The organism is Micromonospora sp. NPDC047644 (genome assembly GCF_040704315.1).
Lineage (GTDB): Bacteria > Actinomycetota > Actinomycetes > Mycobacteriales > Micromonosporaceae > Micromonospora.
In genome coordinates, this window is sequence record NZ_JBEYSY010000007.1 from 58,244 (window position 1) to 75,420 (window position 17,177).

At 73.8% G+C, this 17,177-nt stretch carries 13 protein-coding genes; 4 read left to right on the plus strand and 9 right to left on the minus strand.

Features of this window, described 5'->3' with window-relative positions; translation table 11 throughout:
• Positions 1–157: 157 nt before the first annotated feature.
• Genes AB0877_RS13085 through AB0877_RS13095 form a run of 3 tightly spaced genes read left to right on the plus strand, consistent with a single transcriptional unit; the run spans position 158 to position 5,001 of the window.
• On the plus strand, positions 158–1,213 hold the full coding sequence (locus AB0877_RS13085; RefSeq protein WP_366608781.1) for a MoxR family ATPase: 1,056 nt from the start codon (positions 158–160) through the stop codon (positions 1,211–1,213).
• A 1-nt stretch (position 1,214) separates the two neighbouring features.
• A complete protein-coding gene (locus AB0877_RS13090; RefSeq protein WP_366608782.1) occupies positions 1,215–2,513 on the plus strand; it encodes a DUF58 domain-containing protein in 1,299 nt (432 codons plus the stop codon).
• Positions 2,514–2,529: 16 nt separating this feature from the next.
• Positions 2,530–5,001 (plus strand): transglutaminaseTgpA domain-containing protein, encoded by a 2,472-nt coding sequence (locus tag AB0877_RS13095; RefSeq protein ID WP_366608783.1) that lies wholly within the window; start codon positions 2,530–2,532, stop codon positions 4,999–5,001.
• Positions 5,002–5,601: 600 nt separating this feature from the next.
• Here AB0877_RS13095 and AB0877_RS13100 read toward each other — a convergent pair.
• The 9 genes from AB0877_RS13100 to AB0877_RS13140 all read right to left on the minus strand — a co-directional run bounded on the left by AB0877_RS13100 (position 5,602) and on the right by AB0877_RS13140 (position 16,234).
• Entirely contained in the window at positions 5,602–6,000 is a 399-nt protein-coding gene (locus tag AB0877_RS13100) for a DUF3040 domain-containing protein (protein WP_030334542.1), read from the minus strand.
• Positions 6,001–6,116: 116 nt separating this feature from the next.
• A complete protein-coding gene (locus AB0877_RS13105; protein WP_366608784.1) occupies positions 6,117–7,376 on the minus strand; it encodes a DNA polymerase IV in 1,260 nt (419 codons plus the stop codon).
• 64 nt (positions 7,377–7,440) lie between these two features.
• On the minus strand, positions 7,441–8,613 hold the full coding sequence (locus tag AB0877_RS13110; protein ID WP_366608785.1) for a nucleotide pyrophosphatase/phosphodiesterase family protein: 1,173 nt from the start codon (positions 8,611–8,613) through the stop codon (positions 7,441–7,443).
• Positions 8,610–9,377, minus strand: coding sequence for a methyltransferase domain-containing protein (locus AB0877_RS13115; protein ID WP_366608786.1), 768 nt, complete (start codon positions 9,375–9,377; stop codon positions 8,610–8,612). Before AB0877_RS13115 ends, AB0877_RS13110 begins: the two co-directional genes overlap by 4 nt.
• A gap of 74 nt (positions 9,378–9,451) precedes the next feature.
• Positions 9,452–9,628, minus strand: coding sequence for a hypothetical protein (locus tag AB0877_RS13120; protein ID WP_167492956.1), 177 nt, complete (start codon positions 9,626–9,628; stop codon positions 9,452–9,454).
• 94 nt (positions 9,629–9,722) lie between these two features.
• Positions 9,723–13,109: an error-prone DNA polymerase gene (locus AB0877_RS13125; RefSeq protein WP_366609029.1), complete on the minus strand. Its 3,387-nt coding sequence runs from the start codon at positions 13,107–13,109 to the stop codon at positions 9,723–9,725.
• Between the two features lie 240 nt (positions 13,110–13,349).
• A complete protein-coding gene (locus AB0877_RS13130) occupies positions 13,350–14,960 on the minus strand; it encodes a DNA polymerase Y family protein (protein ID WP_366608787.1) in 1,611 nt (536 codons plus the stop codon).
• On the minus strand, positions 14,957–15,682 hold the full coding sequence (locus AB0877_RS13135; protein WP_355007688.1) for a hypothetical protein: 726 nt from the start codon (positions 15,680–15,682) through the stop codon (positions 14,957–14,959). The genes AB0877_RS13130 and AB0877_RS13135 overlap by 4 nt, the downstream gene beginning before the upstream one ends.
• Before the next feature lie 102 nt (positions 15,683–15,784).
• Entirely contained in the window at positions 15,785–16,234 is a 450-nt protein-coding gene (locus tag AB0877_RS13140) for an SAV_6107 family HEPN domain-containing protein (protein ID WP_007463070.1), read from the minus strand.
• A gap of 446 nt (positions 16,235–16,680) precedes the next feature.
• Between AB0877_RS13140 and AB0877_RS13145 the strand changes: the two genes are divergently transcribed.
• On the plus strand, positions 16,681–17,169 hold the full coding sequence (locus AB0877_RS13145; RefSeq protein ID WP_366608788.1) for a YbaK/EbsC family protein: 489 nt from the start codon (positions 16,681–16,683) through the stop codon (positions 17,167–17,169).
• Positions 17,170–17,177: the final 8 nt, after the last annotated feature.

The window sequence follows — 17,177 nt, forward strand, 5'->3', positions numbered from 1 at the left end:
CGACGGACTACCTGCGGGGGTCGGCGATAACGACAAACATGGTTAGCCTGAGAGACTAGTGAGATTCCTGCGGCATACGAGGCTCGACGTCGCGAACCCAACGGCGGGTCCAGGTGCTCTCTAGAGAGCTGCCGTGACGGCGACGAGGAGGAGGCCCGTGACACAACAGACCTGGGACGAGGTGGGCGGCCTGTTGCCGCACGACGAGTTCCGAGCCGCCAGCGAGGCCATCGTGGCCAACATCGAGCAGGTCATCGAGGGTAAGACCGCCACCGTGCGGCTCGCCCTGGCCGTCCTGCTCGCCGAGGGTCACCTCCTGATCGAAGACGTCCCGGGTGTCGGCAAGACCAAGCTTGCCAAGGCCCTCGCCCGGTCCATCGACTGCACGGTACGACGGATCCAGTTCACCCCCGACCTCCTGCCCAGCGACGTCACCGGCGTCAGCGTCTACAACCAGGAGACGCACGACTTCGAGTTCCGCCCCGGGGCCGTGTTCGCCAACCTGGTGGTCGGCGACGAGATCAACCGGGCCTCGCCGAAGACCCAGTCGGCGTTGCTGGAGTGCATGGAGGAGCGGCAGGTCACCGTCGACGGGGTGACGTACCAGCTCCAGACCCCGTTCATGGTGATCGCCACTCAGAACCCGATCGAGATGGAGGGGACCTATCCGCTGCCGGAGGCGCAGCGCGACCGGTTCACCGCCCGCATCGCGATGGGTTACCCGGATTCCAACGCCGAGCTGGCCATGCTCGACGGGCACGGCGCCACCGACCCGCTGCACGAGCTGCGCGCGGTCGCCGACGCGGCCATCGTCCGACAGCTGATCGCCACCGTCCGGCAGGTGCACGTGGCGGACGCCGTCAAGCAGTACGCGATCGACCTGGTCACGGCCACCCGCGAGGCCCCCGACCTCCGGCTCGGCGCGTCCCCCCGGGCGACCCTGCAACTGTTGCGCACCGCCCGGGCGGTGGCCGCCCTGGAGGGCCGCGACTACGTCCTCCCCGACGACCTTCAGGCCCTGGCGGTGCCGGTGCTGGCCCACCGGATCATCCCGAACGCCGACGCGCAGCTCGCCCGGCGCACCACCGACGCGATCGTCTCCGAGCTGGTGCACCGCCTGCCGCTGCCACACGACAGGCAGCGCAATCCGTACGACACCCGGCCCCCCGCCACCGGCAACGGTCGCGCACCCTACGAGCCGCGGAGGCCATGACGTGCGTGCCGGGCTACGCGGGCTGACCACCCGCGGCCGGTCCTTCCTCGCCGCTGCGGTCGCGGCGGCGATCTCAGCCGGCATCCTCGGCGAGAAGGACCTGCTCCGGGTGGCTGTGCTGTTGGCCATCCTGCCGTTGCTGGCCGCCGCCTACGTCGGGCGGAGCCGCTACAAGCTGGCCTGCAACCGTTCGCTCGACCCGCACCGGGTTCCGGTCGGCGCCAACTCCCGGGTGGTGCTGCGCCTACAGAACCTCTCCCGGCTGCCGACCGGCACCCTGCTCCTGGAGGACCGGCTGCCCTACGCGCTGGGCAGCCGACCCCGGGTGGTGTTGGAGCGACTCGGCGCACACCAGGCCAGCTCGGTGGCGTACACGGTGCGGGCCGATGTGCGGGGCCGCTACGACGTGGGCCCGCTGGTCGTCCGGATGACCGATCCGTTCGGCCTCTGTGAACTCACCCGCTCCTTCCCCAGCACCGACCACCTGACGGTCATCCCGCAGGTCACCCCGCTGCCGTCGGTCCGGCTCCCCGGGGAGTACGCGGGCAGCGGCGACAGCCGGGCCCGCTCGGTGGCGGTGCACGGCGAGGACGACGCGGCGACCCGGGAGTACCGGCGCGGCGACGACCTGCGCCGGGTGCACTGGAAGTCCACCGCCCGCACCGGTGAGCTGATGGTGCGTCGCGAGGAGCAACCGTGGGAGAGCCGCGCCACCGTCGTCCTGGACACCCGGGCGTACGGCCACCGGGGCGAGGGGCCGACCGCCAGTTTCGAGTGGTCGGTCTCGGCCGCCGCGAGCATCGCCGTCCACCTGCGGCAGGCCGGTTACAAGTTGCGCCTGGTCACCGGTTCGGGGGCGGATGTGGACGCCTCGGAGGCCGGCGGGGACGGCACGCTGCTCGATCACCTCGCGGAGGTGCGACTGGACCAGCGTGCCGAGGTCACCGGCCTCGTGCAGCGGGTCCGCCAACGCGCCGACGGCGGCCTGATCATCGGCCTGTTCGGCGCGGTGAGCGTCGCCGAGGCGGAGGTACTGGCCGGGCTGCGGGGCAACGGTGCCACCTGCGTCGGCTTCCTCCTGAACAGCTCCACCTGGCTCAGCCTGCCGGAGAAGGCGCGCAGCGAGGCGGAGCACGCGCACGCCGCCGCCGTCCTCGCCATGGTGCAGAGTGGCTGGCGGGTGGTCGGCGTCGACCACGGCGGCCGGCTGCCGGCGCTGTGGCCGCAGGCCGGTCGGGGCGCCCAGGGGTTCGCCCTGCGGGCCGCGCTGGCCGAGACCGTCGCCGGCGGCGTGCGATGAACGGAAGGCTCCCCTCATGATCAGCAGTCGGAACATCGGCATGGTGGCGGCCGCTGCCACGCTGCTGGCCGCCGCGCCGCTGTCGGCCATCTTCCAGGGCTGGACGTGGCTGATCGAGTCCATCATCGCGGTTGCCGTGGTGGCCGGGGTGGCCGCGCTGACCCGCCTCGCCCGGGCACCGCTGTGGGGTCAGGTGCTGGGCATGCTGGCCGGGCTGATGCTCGCCCTGACCTGGCTGTTCCCCAGCGGGCAGGAGCTGTTCGCGATCCTGCCCACCCCGGGCACGTTCGCGTACTTCGGCGACCTGCTCGCCGGCTCCATGCAGGACATGCGCTCGTACGGGGTCGAGGTCCCGGACACCGACCCGTTGCTGTTCATCGCCGTGCTCGGCGTCGGCGGGGTCGCCGTGCTGGTGGACGTGCTGGCCGTGGGGCTGCGCCGACCCGCACTGGCGGGGCTGCCGATGCTCGCCATCTACTCGGTGCCGGTCGCCGTCTACGTGGACAGCGTCCCCGCCGTGCCGTTCGTGGTGGGTGCCGCCGGTTATCTCTGGCTGCTGGTCACCGACAACGTCGACCGGGTGCGCCGCTTCGGGCGGCGGTTCACCGGTGACGGCCGCGACGTCGACGTGTGGGAGGCCTCTCCGCTGGCGTCCGCCGGCCGCCGGCTCGCGGCGGTCGGGGTGGCCCTGGCGGTGGTGCTGCCGCTGGCGGTGCCCGGCATGACCGGCGGACTGCTCGACTCGCTCAGCCGAGGGCCGGGCAACGGCACCGGCAACGGGTCCGGCTCGGGCGGCACGTCGGGTCGGATCGACCTGTTCGCCTCGCTCGCCGGCCAGCTCAACCAGTCCCAGGTAGCCGACCTGGTCAAGGTCAAGACGTCCGAGCAGAACCCGTTCTACCTGCGCTACGCGGTCGCCGACGAGCTACGACCCGCTGGTTTCCAGGCGCGCAACCCCAGCGGCCGGTCGGTCAACCGGGACCTGCCGAACCCGGCCGACCGGGCCGGTCCAGGCGTGCAGCAGACCACTTACAAGGCGACCGTCGAGGTCACCAAGAGCTTGAGCATGTCGCTGATGCCGGTCTACGCCGAACCGACCCGCGCCGACGACCTCAGCGACAACTGGCTCTACGACACCGGCCAGCAGGTCGTCTTCTCCAACCGGGAGAACTCCCGCGGTCGGAAGTACTCCTTCGACTACGTCCGCTCGACCTTCACGCCCGAGGCGTTGCGGGCCGCGCGATCACTGCCGACCGAGCACCCCCTACGCCGACAGATGACCGCCACCCCCGGGCCGGTGCCCGAGGTGGAGGAACTGGTCAAGGGCCTGATCCAGGGCAAGCGCACGGACTACGACCGGGTGCTGTCGATCTACCAGCACTTCTCGGCGGACAACGGTTTCAGCTACCGGTTGAGCACCGAGAGCGGCAGCAGCGGTCAGGACATCGTCAACTTTCTGACCAACAAGGTGGGCTACTGCCAGCAGTACGCCGCCGCGATGGCGTGGCTGGTCCGCTCGGCCGGCATTCCGGCCCGGGTGGCGTTCGGCTTCACCAACGGCAGCAAGCGCGACGGTGACACCTTCACGCTGACGAACCTCAACCTGCACGCCTGGACCGAGGTCTACTTCGACGGGGCCGGTTGGGTGCCGTTCGACGCCACCCCGGCGTACGGGGTGCCCGGCTCCACCCGGTCGGCCTGGGCACCGGACACTGACGCGCCGGAGGAGCCCAGCCCGAGTTCCGGCGCCACGAGCGCCCCGACGGACCCGGGCGCCTCGACGGCGCCGACCGGCCCGGACAACGCCGATCGGGACGCCGACGACGGGCTCTCTCTCGGCGGGACGACGCCGAACGAGCAGCCGCCGGTCTGGCCCTGGTGGGCAGCGGGCCTGGTGGCCCTGCTGCTGCTGCTCGCGGTGCCCGCGCTGCGCCGGATGGCCCTGCGCCGCCGACGCAGTGGTCGCGCGACGAGCGGGGCGATGGCCTCCGCCACGGTCGGTGGCGACAGCGAGCCGGGGGTACGTCCGGTGGTGGTCAGCGCGGACGCCAACCGGGCCCGCGCGGACGCGCACGCCGCCTGGGCGGAGCTGCTCGACACGCTCGTCGACTTCCGGGTGCCGGTCGATCCGACCGAGACGCCCAGGGCGACCGCGGACCGGCTGGTTCGGGACTCCCTCGACGATGACGACGCGATCGGGTCGGCGCGGCTGCTCGGCCGGGCCGAGGAGCGGGCCCGCTATGCGCGGGATCCGCTGACCGGTGAGCCGTTGCTGCCGGCGCTGCGAGCGGTCCGTGCGGCGCTCGCGACACGGGCGGACCGACGGACCCGCCTGCGCGCCGCCGTGCTGCCGCCCTCGGTGCTGCTGCGTTGGCGCACCAGCATGGCCGACAGGTCCAGCCGGATGGTGGCGTTCACCGGCCAGGCCCGGTACCGACTGCTTCGGTGGAACCCTCGACGGCTGCTGGCCGGCCGGGCAGCTCGCTGACCGATCGGTTCCCTGGGTTGGGACGGCGGTCCCTGGGTTGGGACGGCGATCCCTGGTTGGGACGGCGACTCACCCGCCGCCGTCCCAACCCAGCCCGTCCGCCCCGCCCGGCCCAGCCCGCCCAGCTCCGCCCGGCCCAGCCCAACTTAGCCAGCCCAGCCATCGAGCCAGTCAGCCCAGCCCGGCATCCCTACGCCCGGCTCACCGTCCCTACGCCCGGCTCACCATTCCCATGATCATGTGATGAAAAGTAGGTCTCTCGGACGTTCGGTGCCTACTTTTCATCACATGATCATGCGTCAGGTGCCGGCACGCGACGCGGCCAGCCGGGCGACGCGGCCAGCACGGCAACGAGAGCCAGCACAGCGACGCGGCCAGCACGGTAACGAGAGCCAGCACAGCGACGCGGCCAGCACGGTAACGAGAGCCAGCGCGGCGGTGCGGCGGCGCAGCCAGCACAGCGACGCAGCCAGCACGGCGACGAGAGCCGGCGCGACTCTGGCAGCGGCAGAGGGCGCGCGGATACGACGGAGGTCGCCGGGGGCTGTGCCCGGCGACCGCTCGTCGCGGCGTACGGCCCGCCTCAGCGGCGGGACCGGCTCAGCGGTGCCCCTCCGGGCGCTGCCGCCACCTGTCCTCCATGCGGTCCAGGATTGACGACCGGCGACCGGATCGGCCACCGCGGGGACGACGACGACTCGTCGTGCCGCCCACCACGTGCAGGTCGGGTGACTGCGCCCGCCGGTGCGACTGCACCGCGAACGCGGCCGACGCCAGCATGACGACGAAGCCCGCCACCGCCAGTGGTGGAGTCTTGATCACCGCGCCATAGACCAGTAGAGCCAAGCCAGCGATGATGACGCCGGCGGCGACGAGCAGGCGACGCCGCGCATGGAAGCGCGGATCGCTGGCGCGCACGGCCGAGGCGAATTTGGGGTCCTCGGCAAGCGACCGCTCGATCTGCTCGAACAGCCGCTGCTCGTGCTCCGAGAGCGGCACGGCACTCCTCCCCGGTCACGTTGGTCGGGCCCACTCGGGCCGACAGACCGTGGCAGCCAACCGGCTGCTTACCCGCAAGTCTACGAGGGGGGTCGCGCGTCGGAAAGCGGGACGACCTATGGGCGGGGTGGATTTTCGTTTCGACGGGGATCACGGTCGCCCATCAGACTGGCCGGACCTATGACGGACCGCCCGAAACGGGCAGCCGCGGCGTCCGCGGCAGCTTCCGCTTCGCGCCAGCCGCGCTCGGGAGCGCCGAGGGTGAGTTGCCGGGGGGCGCCCTGCGCCGGGGCGAGCCCTTCCACCCGGACACCGACGAGTCGGATCCGCTCGCCCGGGTCCAATGCGGTGTAGAGCGCCCAGACCGTGTCGAACATCTCGCGGGCGGTGTCGGTGGGAACGTCGAGGGTGCGAGATCGGCTGACGGTGCGGAAGTCGGCCAGCCGGACCTTGAGTGAGACGGTGCGCCCGACCTGCTCGGAGCCGCGCAGACGGACACCGACCTTCGCGCTGAGCGCGAGCAACGCACGGCGGATCTCCAGCGGGTCGGCCACGTCGACGTCGAAGGTCACCTCGGCGCCGATCGACTTGTCGACGTGCTCGGGGCTGACCCCGCGCGGGTCGCGCCCCCAGGCCAGCTCGTGCAGGTGCGAGGCCGAGGCGGCACCGACGGCTCGGCGGAGCATGCCGACCGGCGCCTCGGCGAGGTCGCCGACGGTGGCCAGACCGAGTCGGCGGAGCGCCTCGGCGGCGCGCTCCCCCACCCCCCACAGGGCGTCCACCGGCAGCGGGTGCAGAAAGTCGAGCACCTGCCCCGGGGGCACGACCAGCAGGCCGTCCGGCTTGGCCCGGGTGGAGCCGAGCTTGGCCACGAACTTGGTCGGCGCCACCCCGACCGAGCAGGTCAGCGCCTGCTCGTCGGCGACCCGGCGACGGATCAGCCGGGCGATGGTGGCCGGGGAGCCGAAGAGCCGACGGGCACCCGTCACGTCGAGGAACGCCTCGTCGAGGGAGAGCGGCTCGACCAGCGGTGTGACGTCCCGGAAGATCTGCATGACGGCCCGGGAGGCGGCCGTGTAGGCGGAGAAATCCGGTGGCAGGTAGACCGCGTGGGGGCAGCGGGCCCGGGCCTGACTGGTCGGCATCGCGCTGCGGACGCCGTACCGGCGGGCCTCGTAGCTGGCCGAGCTGACCACCCCGCGCGGGCCGACACCGCCGACGACCACCGGCCGGCCGCGCAGCTCCGGGCGACGGCGCACCTCGACGGCGGCGAAGAAGGCGTCCATGTCGACGTGCAGGATCGGGCTGGCGGAGTCGTCGGCGTCCGGCCCGAAGCGCGGATCGTCGCCCCGGGGCAACGACTGGCTGCGGCCCATCCCGGCAGGTTAACCCGGAGGTACGACACCACCGTCGGCCGGCGGGCCGAACCGTCCGCCTGGGTCAGCCCCGGACGACCAGCAGCGGTACGGTCAGCTCCGCGGCGGTGTCCGACCCGTGGTAGGCCACCAACTTCGACGCCATCGGCCGCTCGGTGCGACTGGCCATCACCGCGTACGTGTCGTTGCAGATCACCACCACGTCGCCGATCCGACCCAGGTGCTCGTCGGCCACCGGCCCGAACCAGCCGGTGGCCACCATCTCGTCGCGGGTGCGTACCCGGGCCGTGGCGCCCAGCACCTCCGACCAGGCGGCCCGCACGTCGTCCACCGCGCCCGGCTCGACGTGCAGGTAGCGGACCCGGGCCTCGCCGGCCACCAGCCGCAGGCCAGCGCGCAGTCGCGGATCGGTGTCCAGGTCGAAGCGGTGCGCGGCGGGGATGTCGAGCTGCCCGTGGTCGGCGGTCACCAGCAGCGCCGCGTCCGGCGGCAGCCCGTCGACCAGTCGGGCGACCAGGGCGTCCACCTCGGTCGCGGCGACCCGCCAGGGTGCCGAGTCGACGCCGCTGAGGTGGCCGTGCCGGTCCAGGTCGGCGTGGTAGCCGGAGACCAGGGTGGGCCCGGCCCCGGCGGTCAGCGCGGCCAGCATGGCGGTGGCCACCGCGTCCCCGCCGGCGGCGCCCCGGAAGTCGCCACCCCGGTTGGCGGCCACTGTCAACCCGCTGCCGCCGAACTCCGGCCGGCTCACCACGCTCGTCGTGACCCCGGCGGCGCGGGCCCGCTCCAACTGGGTGGGCACCGGCTGCCAGCACAGCGGCGACGGATCGGCGGCCCAGTCGGTGTGGGTGAGCACCCGCTCGGTGCCGGGCACCCGCACGGTGAAGCCGAGCACACCGTGTGCGCCTGGCGCGACACCGGTGCCCAGCGACACCAGGCTGGTCGGGGTGGTGGACGGGAAACCGGCGATGAGCGGCCGGGCCACCGTCGCGGCGAGTCCGGCGAGAGTCGGCGCGTACGGCGCCGCGGTCGGCAGCTGGTACCAGCCGAGCCCGTCGACGAGCAGCACCGCGATCCGGCGTACCCCGGCCAGCGCGGGCCGGAGCCCGAGCGGGTCGGTCGAGCCGGGCACCCCGAGCACGGCCAGTGCGCTGGGCAGCACGTCGGCGAGGCGACCGCCGCCGTGACCCGGCCCGAGGATGTCCAGCGCTGCCGGCTGGCCACCGGCCTCGGCGATCATGCCGGCCGGCGGGCGAACAGGTGCAGTTGGGCGGCCAGGTCCCGGTACGGCGGTTGGGCGGCCAGCGCTCGTTCCAGCTCGACCACGGCCGCGGACTGCCCGTCGGCGACGGCGGCCGGCAGCAGGTCGGCCAGCACGCGTACCCCGTGGATCTCCTCGACCTCAAGCCCGGCGGCGCCGAGCAGCGCGGCGGCGGCGGAGGCGTCGTAGCGTCGGCGCAGCGTGTCGCGCGGGCCCGCGGTGCCGCTCGGATCGGCGGCCAGGGTGGTCGCGACGTCCAGGTGCCCGTTCATCGCGCGGCCCAGCACGGCGGCGGCCCGGCCGGCTACCAGCACACTGGCCGCGCCACCCGGGCGCAGCGCGGTGGCCAGCGCGGTCACCACCGGCGTCGGGTCGTCGACCACCTCCAGGACGGCGTGACAGAGCACCAGGTCGACGCCGGCCGGCTCGACCAGCCCGGCGAGGGCGTCACCGTCGCCCTGCACGGCGGCGATCCGGTCGGCCACCCCGGCCTCGGCGGCGCGGCGGGTGAGCGCGGCGAGCGCGTCGGGGCTGGCGTCGACGACGGTGACCCGGTGCCCGGCGCGGGCCAACGGAACGGCGAAACCACCGGTGCCGCCGCCCACGTCCAGCACTGTGAGCTCGGCGTCGCCGCGCCGGTCCAGTTCGGCGCGGAGCACCGACCAGATCACGGCGGTGCGGGGTGTCAGCGGCGGCTCGGCGAACCGGCCTCGGGTCTGCTCCACCCGGCCGAGCCTAGTCACTCGGCCCGGTGGTGGTGTGGGCGTGTGGCGGGGGCGCCCACCACACGCCCGATCGGTGCGTGGCGCGGCGGCGGTCAGGCCTCGGTGCCCTCGGCCTCGTCCTCCGCCCGGGACCGGCGCTCGTTGGCCACCGGGCCGTTCGTCACCTCGTACTCGCGGGGGTCGGCGAGGTGCGACGGCACCCAGCCGGTGCCCAGTCGGGTCCGCCGGGCGTTGGCGATTCCACCGGTGTACGCGTGATTTCCCGTCACTGTCGTTCCCCCTCACGGATCACGGGCCGCTCTGCCCGCTCGGGACGAGTCTCCCGCCCGACGGCTCGGGAAACCGTAATGTGGATCACTGAATTCAGCGGAAGTCGCGGGACGCCGGACGCACCGGAGGCTCGATGGCGTCCAGCCGGTCGGCGACCAGGTTGGTCACCCCCTCGTGCCGCTGCAACCGCCCCCGTACCACCAGCGCGGCACTGGTCCGCGCCACCCGCCGGTAGCGCTGCCACAGCCCCGGCGAACAGGTGACGTTGAGCATCCCCGTCTCGTCCTCCAGGTTGAGGAAGGTGACCCCGCCCGCGGTCGCCGGACGTTGCCGGTGGGTGACGATGCCGCCGACCCGGATCCGTTGCCCCGGCTCCACCCGGCCGAGCCGGGCGATCGGCACCGCGCCGAGCACGTCGAGCTGCCCCCGGATGAAGCGGGCGGGGTGGCTCTCCGGCGACAACCCGGTGGCCCACACGTCGGCGACCAGCCGGTCCACCGCCTCCATCCCGGGCAGCGTGGGCGCCGCCGCGCCGGTCACCGTGCCGGGCAACCGGCCCGGTCGGTCCTGGGCCGCCGCACCGGCGGCCCACAGCGCCTGCCGCCGGGTCAACCCGAAACAGGCGAAGGCGTCCGCGGTGGCCAACGCCTCCAACTGCGCGGCGGTGAGACCGAGCCGCCGGGCCAGGTCCGGCATGTCGGTGTACGGCCCGCGCGCGGCCCGCTCGGCCTCGATCCGCTCGGCCACGTCGGCACCGAGTGTGCGCACACTGGACAGGCCGAGCCGGACGGCGGGGCCGCCCAGCCCCCAGGCGTGCGGCGGCTCCCCCGGCCCGCTGCCCCACCGGGTCTCCGGAGTGGACTCCAGCACCGCCAGTGCCCCACTGGCGTTGATGTCCGGACGGCGGACCTCCACCCCGTGCCGACGGGCGTCGTCGACCAGGGTCTGCGGCGAGTAGAAACCCATCGGCTGGGCGTTGAGCAGCGCGGCCAGGAACGGCGCGGGGTGGTAACGCTTGAGCCAGGAGCTGGCGTAGACCAGGTAGGCGAAGCTCATCGCGTGGCTCTCCGGAAAGCCGTAGCTGGCGAACGCGGTGAGTTTGCGGTAGACGTCGTCGGCCAGCTCACCGGTGATGCCCCGCTCCGCCATCCCGGCGTAGAGCCGGTCGGCGATCCGGGTCATCCGCTCCACCGACCGTTTGGCGCCCATCGCCCGGCGCAACTGGTCGGCCTCGGCCGCGTCGAAGCCGGCCAGGTCGATGGCGAGCTGCATCAGCTGCTCCTGGAACAACGGCACACCCAGGGTCTTCTCCAGGGCGTTGCGCATCAGCGGGTGCGCGAAGGTCACCGGCTCCTGGCCGTTCTTGCGGCGGATGAACGGGTGCACCGAACCGCCCTGGATCGGGCCGGGACGGATCAGCGCCACCTCGACCACCAGGTCGTAGAACTCGCGGGGCTTGAGTCGGGGCAGGGTGGCCATCTGGGCCCGGCTCTCCACCTGGAACACCCCGACCGAGTCGGCCCGGCAGAGCATGTCGTAGACCTCCGGGTCGTCGAGGGTCATGTCACCGAGGTCGAGGCTCATCCCGATCATGTCGTAGCCGTAGTGCAGGGCGGAGAGCATGCCCAGGCCGAGCAGGTCGAACTTGACCAGGCCCACCGCGGCGCAGTCGTCCTTGTCCCATTGCAGGACGCTGCGCCCGGGCATCCGCCCCCACTCCACCGGGCAGACCTCGATCACCGGCCGGTCGCAGATCACCATGCCGCCGGAGTGGATGCCCAGGTGCCGCGGGAACGTCTGCAACTCGTTGGCGTACTCCACCACCTGCTCGGGGATGTTCTCGACATCGACGGTGGCGACCGAGCCCCACCTGTCGATCTGCTTGCTCCAGGCGTCCTGCTGCCCCGGGGAGTAGCCGAACGCCTTGGCCACGTCCCGTACGGCCGACCGGGGCCGGTAGGAGATGACGTTCGCGACCTGGGCGGCGTGCTCCCGGCCGTAACGGGTGTAGACGTGCTGGATCACCTCCTCCCGGCGGTCGGACTCGATGTCCACGTCGATGTCGGGTGGGCCGTCCCGTTCCGGGGCGAGGAACCGCTCGAAGAGCAGTTGGTGCCGGACCGCGTCCACATTGGTGATCCGCAGCGCGTAACAGACCGCCGAGTTGGCCGCAGAACCCCGACCCTGGCAGTAGATGTCCTGGTCACGGCAGAACGTGACGATGTCGTAGACCACCAGGAAATAACCGGGGAAACCCAGCTCCTCGATCATGTTCAGTTCGTGCTCGAGTTGCGCGTACGCCGTCGGGTGCGCCTGCGGCGGCCCGTAGCGCTCGTGCGCACCGTCGGCTGTCAGCTTCCGCAGCCAACTCATCTCGGTGTGCCCCGGCGGCACCGGGTACGCCGGTAACTGCGGCGCGACGAGCTGGAGGTCGAAGGCCAACTCGGCGCCGAACTCGGCGGCCCGCGCCACCGCACCCGGGTACGCGGCGAACCGGGCCGCCATCTCCGCGCCGCTGCGCAGGTGGGCGGTGGCCGCCGCGGGCAACCAGCCGTCGATCTCGTCCAGGCTGCGTCGGGCCCGGACCGCGGCGACGGTGGTGGCCAGTCGACGCCGGCCGGGGCTCGCGTAGTGCACGTTGTTGCTGGCCACCGTCGGCAGCCCGGCCGCGGCGGCCAGCTCGGCGAGCGCGTCGTTGCGGTCGGCGTCGACGGGATGACCGTGGTCGGTCAGCTCCACCGCCACCGTCTCCGCGCCGAAGAGCGAGGTCAGCCGGTCCAGCTCGCGGGCCGCCGCGTCCACCCCCTCGGTGAGCAGGGCACCCGGCACGTGCCCCTTGCGGCAGCCGGTCAGCACCAGCACGTGGTCCTTCAGCTCGGCGGCGACCTCCTCCAGGCTCCCGTAATCCGGGCGGCCCTTCTCCCCGCCGCGCAGCTGGGCGCGGGCGATGGTGGTGGCCAGCCGGGCGTACCCCTCGTGACCGTGCGCGAGCACCAGCAGGTGCGCGCCGTGCGGGTCGGGCTCACCGTTCTGCGGGCCGGGCAGGCCGAGGGACAGCTCCGCGCCGAAGATGGTCGGCAGCCCCAGCGTGCGGGCCGCCTCGGCGAAGCGGACCACCCCGTAGAAGCCGTCGTGGTCGGTGACGGCGAGCGCGGTGAGCCCCAGCCGGGCCGCCTCCTCGGCCAGCTCCTCCGGGTGGCTGGCGCCGTCGAGGAAACTGAAGTTGGTGTGCGCGTGCAGCTCCGCGTAGGGCACCACGCCGTCGGGGCGGGTCAGCTCCGGCGGCTGGTACTGCTCGCGGCGGCGGCTCCAGGCCGGGGAGTCGCCGCCATCGGCGTCCACGGCGAGCGGGTCCACCACGTGCAGGTGCCGCTCCTCGCGCGACCGACCGCCACCCGACCGGCCGGCGCCGCCGCTGGCCCGCCCGGAGAGCACCCGCTCCAGCTCCGACCAGGGCATCTTCGGGTTGTGGAAGCTCATCGGGCCGCTCCGGCCGCGTTGCTCGGCCCGGTCCTGCTCGGCCCGGTCCTGCTCGGCCGAGGGATGCTGGGCGACCGGGTCGACGACGAACACGACGGCGGTCGCCCCGACGGCGGCGAGAGGTGCGATGAGCGTGATGACTCACAGGCATCACGATGTCTGTGAGTCATCACGCTCATCAGGACATCTGCTCCCCGGCCAGCGCGGAGCCAGCCGACGCCGGGCAGGGATCGACCTGACCTAGTCATAGATCGCTTCCACCAACCACTGCCCCGACTCCACGGCCAGCAGCAGGGCAGCACCGTCGGCCAGGCTGACCTGGAACCGGGCCCGGCGGCGGGCCTCGGCCGGCGCCCACCAGCGCTCATCCACCGGCCACGGCCCGGCCCAACCCACGATCTCCGCCGGCTGACCGGTGCCGACCACCAGTCGGGCGGGCGCGGCGCTCACCGCCAACCGCGCGCTGATCACCACCGGCTCGCCAGCGGCGTCGTGCACGGTCGCGGCGAGCGGACTGGGCAGCACCACGGCGGGCGCGGGCGGCGGCAGCCGGCCCGGCCACGGCGGAGCACTCCCGCCCTGGCCGGTGGTCGGGCCGACACCGGCATCGGGCGGCGGGCCGGGGCGGGTGGGGACGCGTTCGTCGCCCCACGGCACCAGTCGCACCTGGTCGGCCGGGGCGCGCCCACCACCGAGCACCGCGGTCACCACCGCCTCCGGGCCGAGGATGCCCTGCACCCGGCTCAACGCCCGGTGCGCGCGTTCCCGCTCCTCGCCGGTCTCCCCCCAGAGACCGGCCTGCAGACCAGCCTGGGCGATCACCCCGTCCGGGATCAGTCGCAGCCGGATGATGCCGGCCGTCGGCCGGGCCGGTCGGGCACCGGCCCGGCCATTGCTGCCGGAGAGCCACCCATCGAGCTGCCAGCGCACCCGGTCGGCGATGGCCGCGGCGGTGAGCAGGCCATCGTGCCGCCACACCCGGTGCAGCTCCTGCCCGTGCTCGGTGACCGCCTCGATGCCGAGCCGGGTGCAGGCCAGACCGTGCCCGGCCAGGCGTTCGTGCAGCTGCTCGGCCAGCGCCCGGGCCACGAACGCCGCCGCGTCGACCCGGTCGATCGGGTCGTCGTGCTCCGCGGTCACCGTCAGGTCGGCCGGCGGCTGCCGGACGGCGAGTGGGCGGTGGTCCCGCCCGGCGGCCAGCCGGTGGGCCAGCGCACCGTCGAACCCGAACCGGGCCAGCACGTCGCCGGCCGGCAGGGCGGCGAAGTCGCCGAGGGTGCGTACTCCCAGCCGGCGCAGCAGGTCGGCGAGCGCCGACCGCCCGAGCGCCTCGACCGGCAACCCGGCCAGGAACCCCGGTGTCCCACCCGGTGCCACCACCCGGCCGGCGCGAGCGGCCAAACCGGCCGCGAACACCCCGTCGGCGATGCCGACCTGGCTCTCCACCAGGCACGACTGCGCCACATGCTCGATGATCCGCTCAGCGGCCGCCTCCTCGCCGCCGAGGTAACGGCCCGGCCCTCGGGCGGCCACCGCGCAGGCACCCGGACGGACCACCTCGACACCGGCGACCAACTCCTCCACCGCGGCGACCACCGGTTCGAACGCCCGGGCGTCCCGGCCGGGGTCGTACTCCACGACGGTGAGCTGCGGACAACGCCCCTGTGCCTCCCGCTTGCGCAGCCCTCGACGCACCCCTTCGGCGCGGGCCCGCTCGGAGCAGGCGACCACCCGGTTGGCGTGCAGCACGGCGACCGGGCCGGTCGCCGGCACCCCGTCGACGATCTCGGCGGCGAGCACCGGCCAGTCCGGGCACCACAGCAGCAGCGTGCGTGCCGGCGTGCCGGTCACCCCTGACCGACCAGCGCGAGTGGCGCGGCCGATCGACCCACGGGCGACGGCAGCGTACGAGGGATCACCCGGGTCAACTCGTCACCCGGGAGCCAGACCTTGATCTCCTTGGGCCGGGCAGCCGCCCCGCGCCCGCGCGCCGAGACGGTGATCTCCCGACGGCGCAACCGCCCCCGGCCCAGCCCGAGACCCTCCCAGACTCCCCGGACCACCTGCAGCGTCACGTCCGCGCCGTCCCACCGGCCGTACGGGACGAGCACGCTGCCGCGCTGCCGGGCCCGGGCGGCCAACCGGGTGGCGACCGAGGCGGAGACCGAGGCCGGCACGGTGGTGACCACGACGTCCACCCCGTCGATCAGCGCGGCGACCACGGTGGCCCACTCGGGGCCGGGGTTCGGCACCAGGGCCAGCCGGTCCAGGGCGATGCCCAGCTCGGCCGCCGCGCCCGCGCCGAACGTCGGCACCCCGACCACGGCGCACCACGAGCCGGCCCGGGACGCCTCGGCGAGCAGGGCCAGCATCAGTGAGGTGCCACCGCTGCGGCGGGGCTGGCCGGCGGCGACCGCGATGGTGCTGCCCCGGCGCAGGCCCCGGTTGGGCAGCAGACCGGTCAGCTCGGGCACCACCGGCAGCACCCGGTGGCCACCGACCGGGTCGGGCGCGCTCGCCGGGCGCACCAGATCGGCCAGCGCGGCGGAACCAGCCACCATGCGGCCCGCCATTGGACCAACTCCCCCGTCGTTGCTGTGGATCAGATGAGGACCGGCACGCCGTGCCACCAGCCGCCCGGCTCCCCTAGCGGGGCGGCCGGTGGCACGGCGGGATCAGGCGGCGAGGCCGTCCAGGGCCGGTTGGTGGGCCACGCCGAGCGCGGTTTCCACCACCGTGACGAACTGTTCGGCTGCGCGGAGCAGATCGTCGGCCTCCCGGGCGCTGACCACCCGGGGGATGCCGGCCTCGGCGGCGGCGCGCTTGCTGGCCCCCGCGGCGAAGAACCGGGACCACTCGTCGAGCTCCGGAGCGACGGCGCAGAGGAGGACCCAGACACTGGTGATCCGGTTGCGTCGACTCGGCGCGGGGCGGGCCCGGGCGGCCAGCAGAGCTGCCGCCGCGCGCAGGGCGGCCAGGTGGGCAGCCGCGTAGCGCAGGCCATCAGGTCGGGTCTGGCCGGCCTCGACCAGCCCACGGCGGGCCAACGTGAGGAGTTGGGCGGGGGTGCGGTGCGGCAGCACGTGCGCCGGCACCGTCGGTGCCTGAGCCGGGTTGGTCGGCATGGATGTCTCTCCTCCACGTGGCCGAGACGTCACTGCGGTGGCTGATGCCACCGACGAGACGCCGAGGTCGGGGTGGTGCGGAGGAAGACGCACCGGGTGTGGCCGGCCGGGTGTGGATGCTTCCCCACACCACACCCGGCCGGCGGACCGGCGGGTGCGTCGCCCGCCGCCCGGGGGTCGTGGGCGGCGAGCGACGCTCCTGCCTAATGGGGACCAGGCTCGCGACTGCCCGGAAACCCCGGTGCGGCCCGCGGAGCCGCACCGCCCGGAGGTGACGCCGCGAAACGCCGCGCTCCGGCTGGTTGGAACGGGCGTTCGAGGCAATCGAACACTCGTTCTAACTGCTGCTGACAGTACACCTCCCCTCCGACGAAAATGCAACGTGTGACGCGCCGAGCGTGCCGGCCGACTGAACCGGCCACCGACGGACCGGGAAGAATGGCGGGATGCAGCCACACCCGAACGTACGGGCGGTGCAGGACGCGCTCACCGCCGCCGGCACCCTCGACGGCGGCGGTGAGCCCAGCGTGGTCCGTCTGCTGCCCGACGCGGTGCACACCGCCGCGGCGGCCGCCGAGGCGCTCGACGTCGAGGTCGGCCAGATCGCCAACTCGCTGATCTTCGACGCGGACGACACGCCGTTGCTCGTCCTCACCTCCGGCGCACACCGGGTCGACACCGCCGGCCTGGCGGCATCGATCGGCGTCACCCGACTGCGTCGGGCCACCCCGGAGTTCGTCCGGGCCCACACCGGGCAGCCGATCGGCGGGGTCGCCCCGCTCGGGCACCCGCGCCCGCTGCGCACCCTGGTGGACACGGCGCTGGCGGCGTACCCGGAGATCTGGGCCGCGGGTGGCGTGCCCCAGGCGGTCTTCCCGACCACCTACCCCGAGCTGTTGCGGGTCACCGCCGGCACCCCGGCCGAGGTGGCGTGAGCGAGCGG

Coding starts and splice junctions, on each gene's coding strand:
- AB0877_RS13110 (WP_366608785.1), bottom strand. CDS start 8,613: ATGATCGCCGAGGCCGGTGGCCAGCCGGCAGCGCTGGACATCCTCGGG.
- AB0877_RS13145 (WP_366608788.1), top strand. CDS start 16,681: ATGCAGCCACACCCGAACGTACGGGCGGTGCAGGACGCGCTCACCGCC.
- AB0877_RS13105 (WP_366608784.1), bottom strand. CDS start 7,376: ATGGGCCGCAGCCAGTCGTTGCCCCGGGGCGACGATCCGCGCTTCGGG.
- AB0877_RS13125 (WP_366609029.1), bottom strand. CDS start 13,109: ATGAGCTTCCACAACCCGAAGATGCCCTGGTCGGAGCTGGAGCGGGTG.
- AB0877_RS13095 (WP_366608783.1), top strand. CDS start 2,530: ATGATCAGCAGTCGGAACATCGGCATGGTGGCGGCCGCTGCCACGCTG.
- AB0877_RS13140 (WP_007463070.1), bottom strand. CDS start 16,234: ATGCCGACCAACCCGGCTCAGGCACCGACGGTGCCGGCGCACGTGCTG.
- AB0877_RS13135 (WP_355007688.1), bottom strand. CDS start 15,682: ATGGCGGGCCGCATGGTGGCTGGTTCCGCCGCGCTGGCCGATCTGGTG.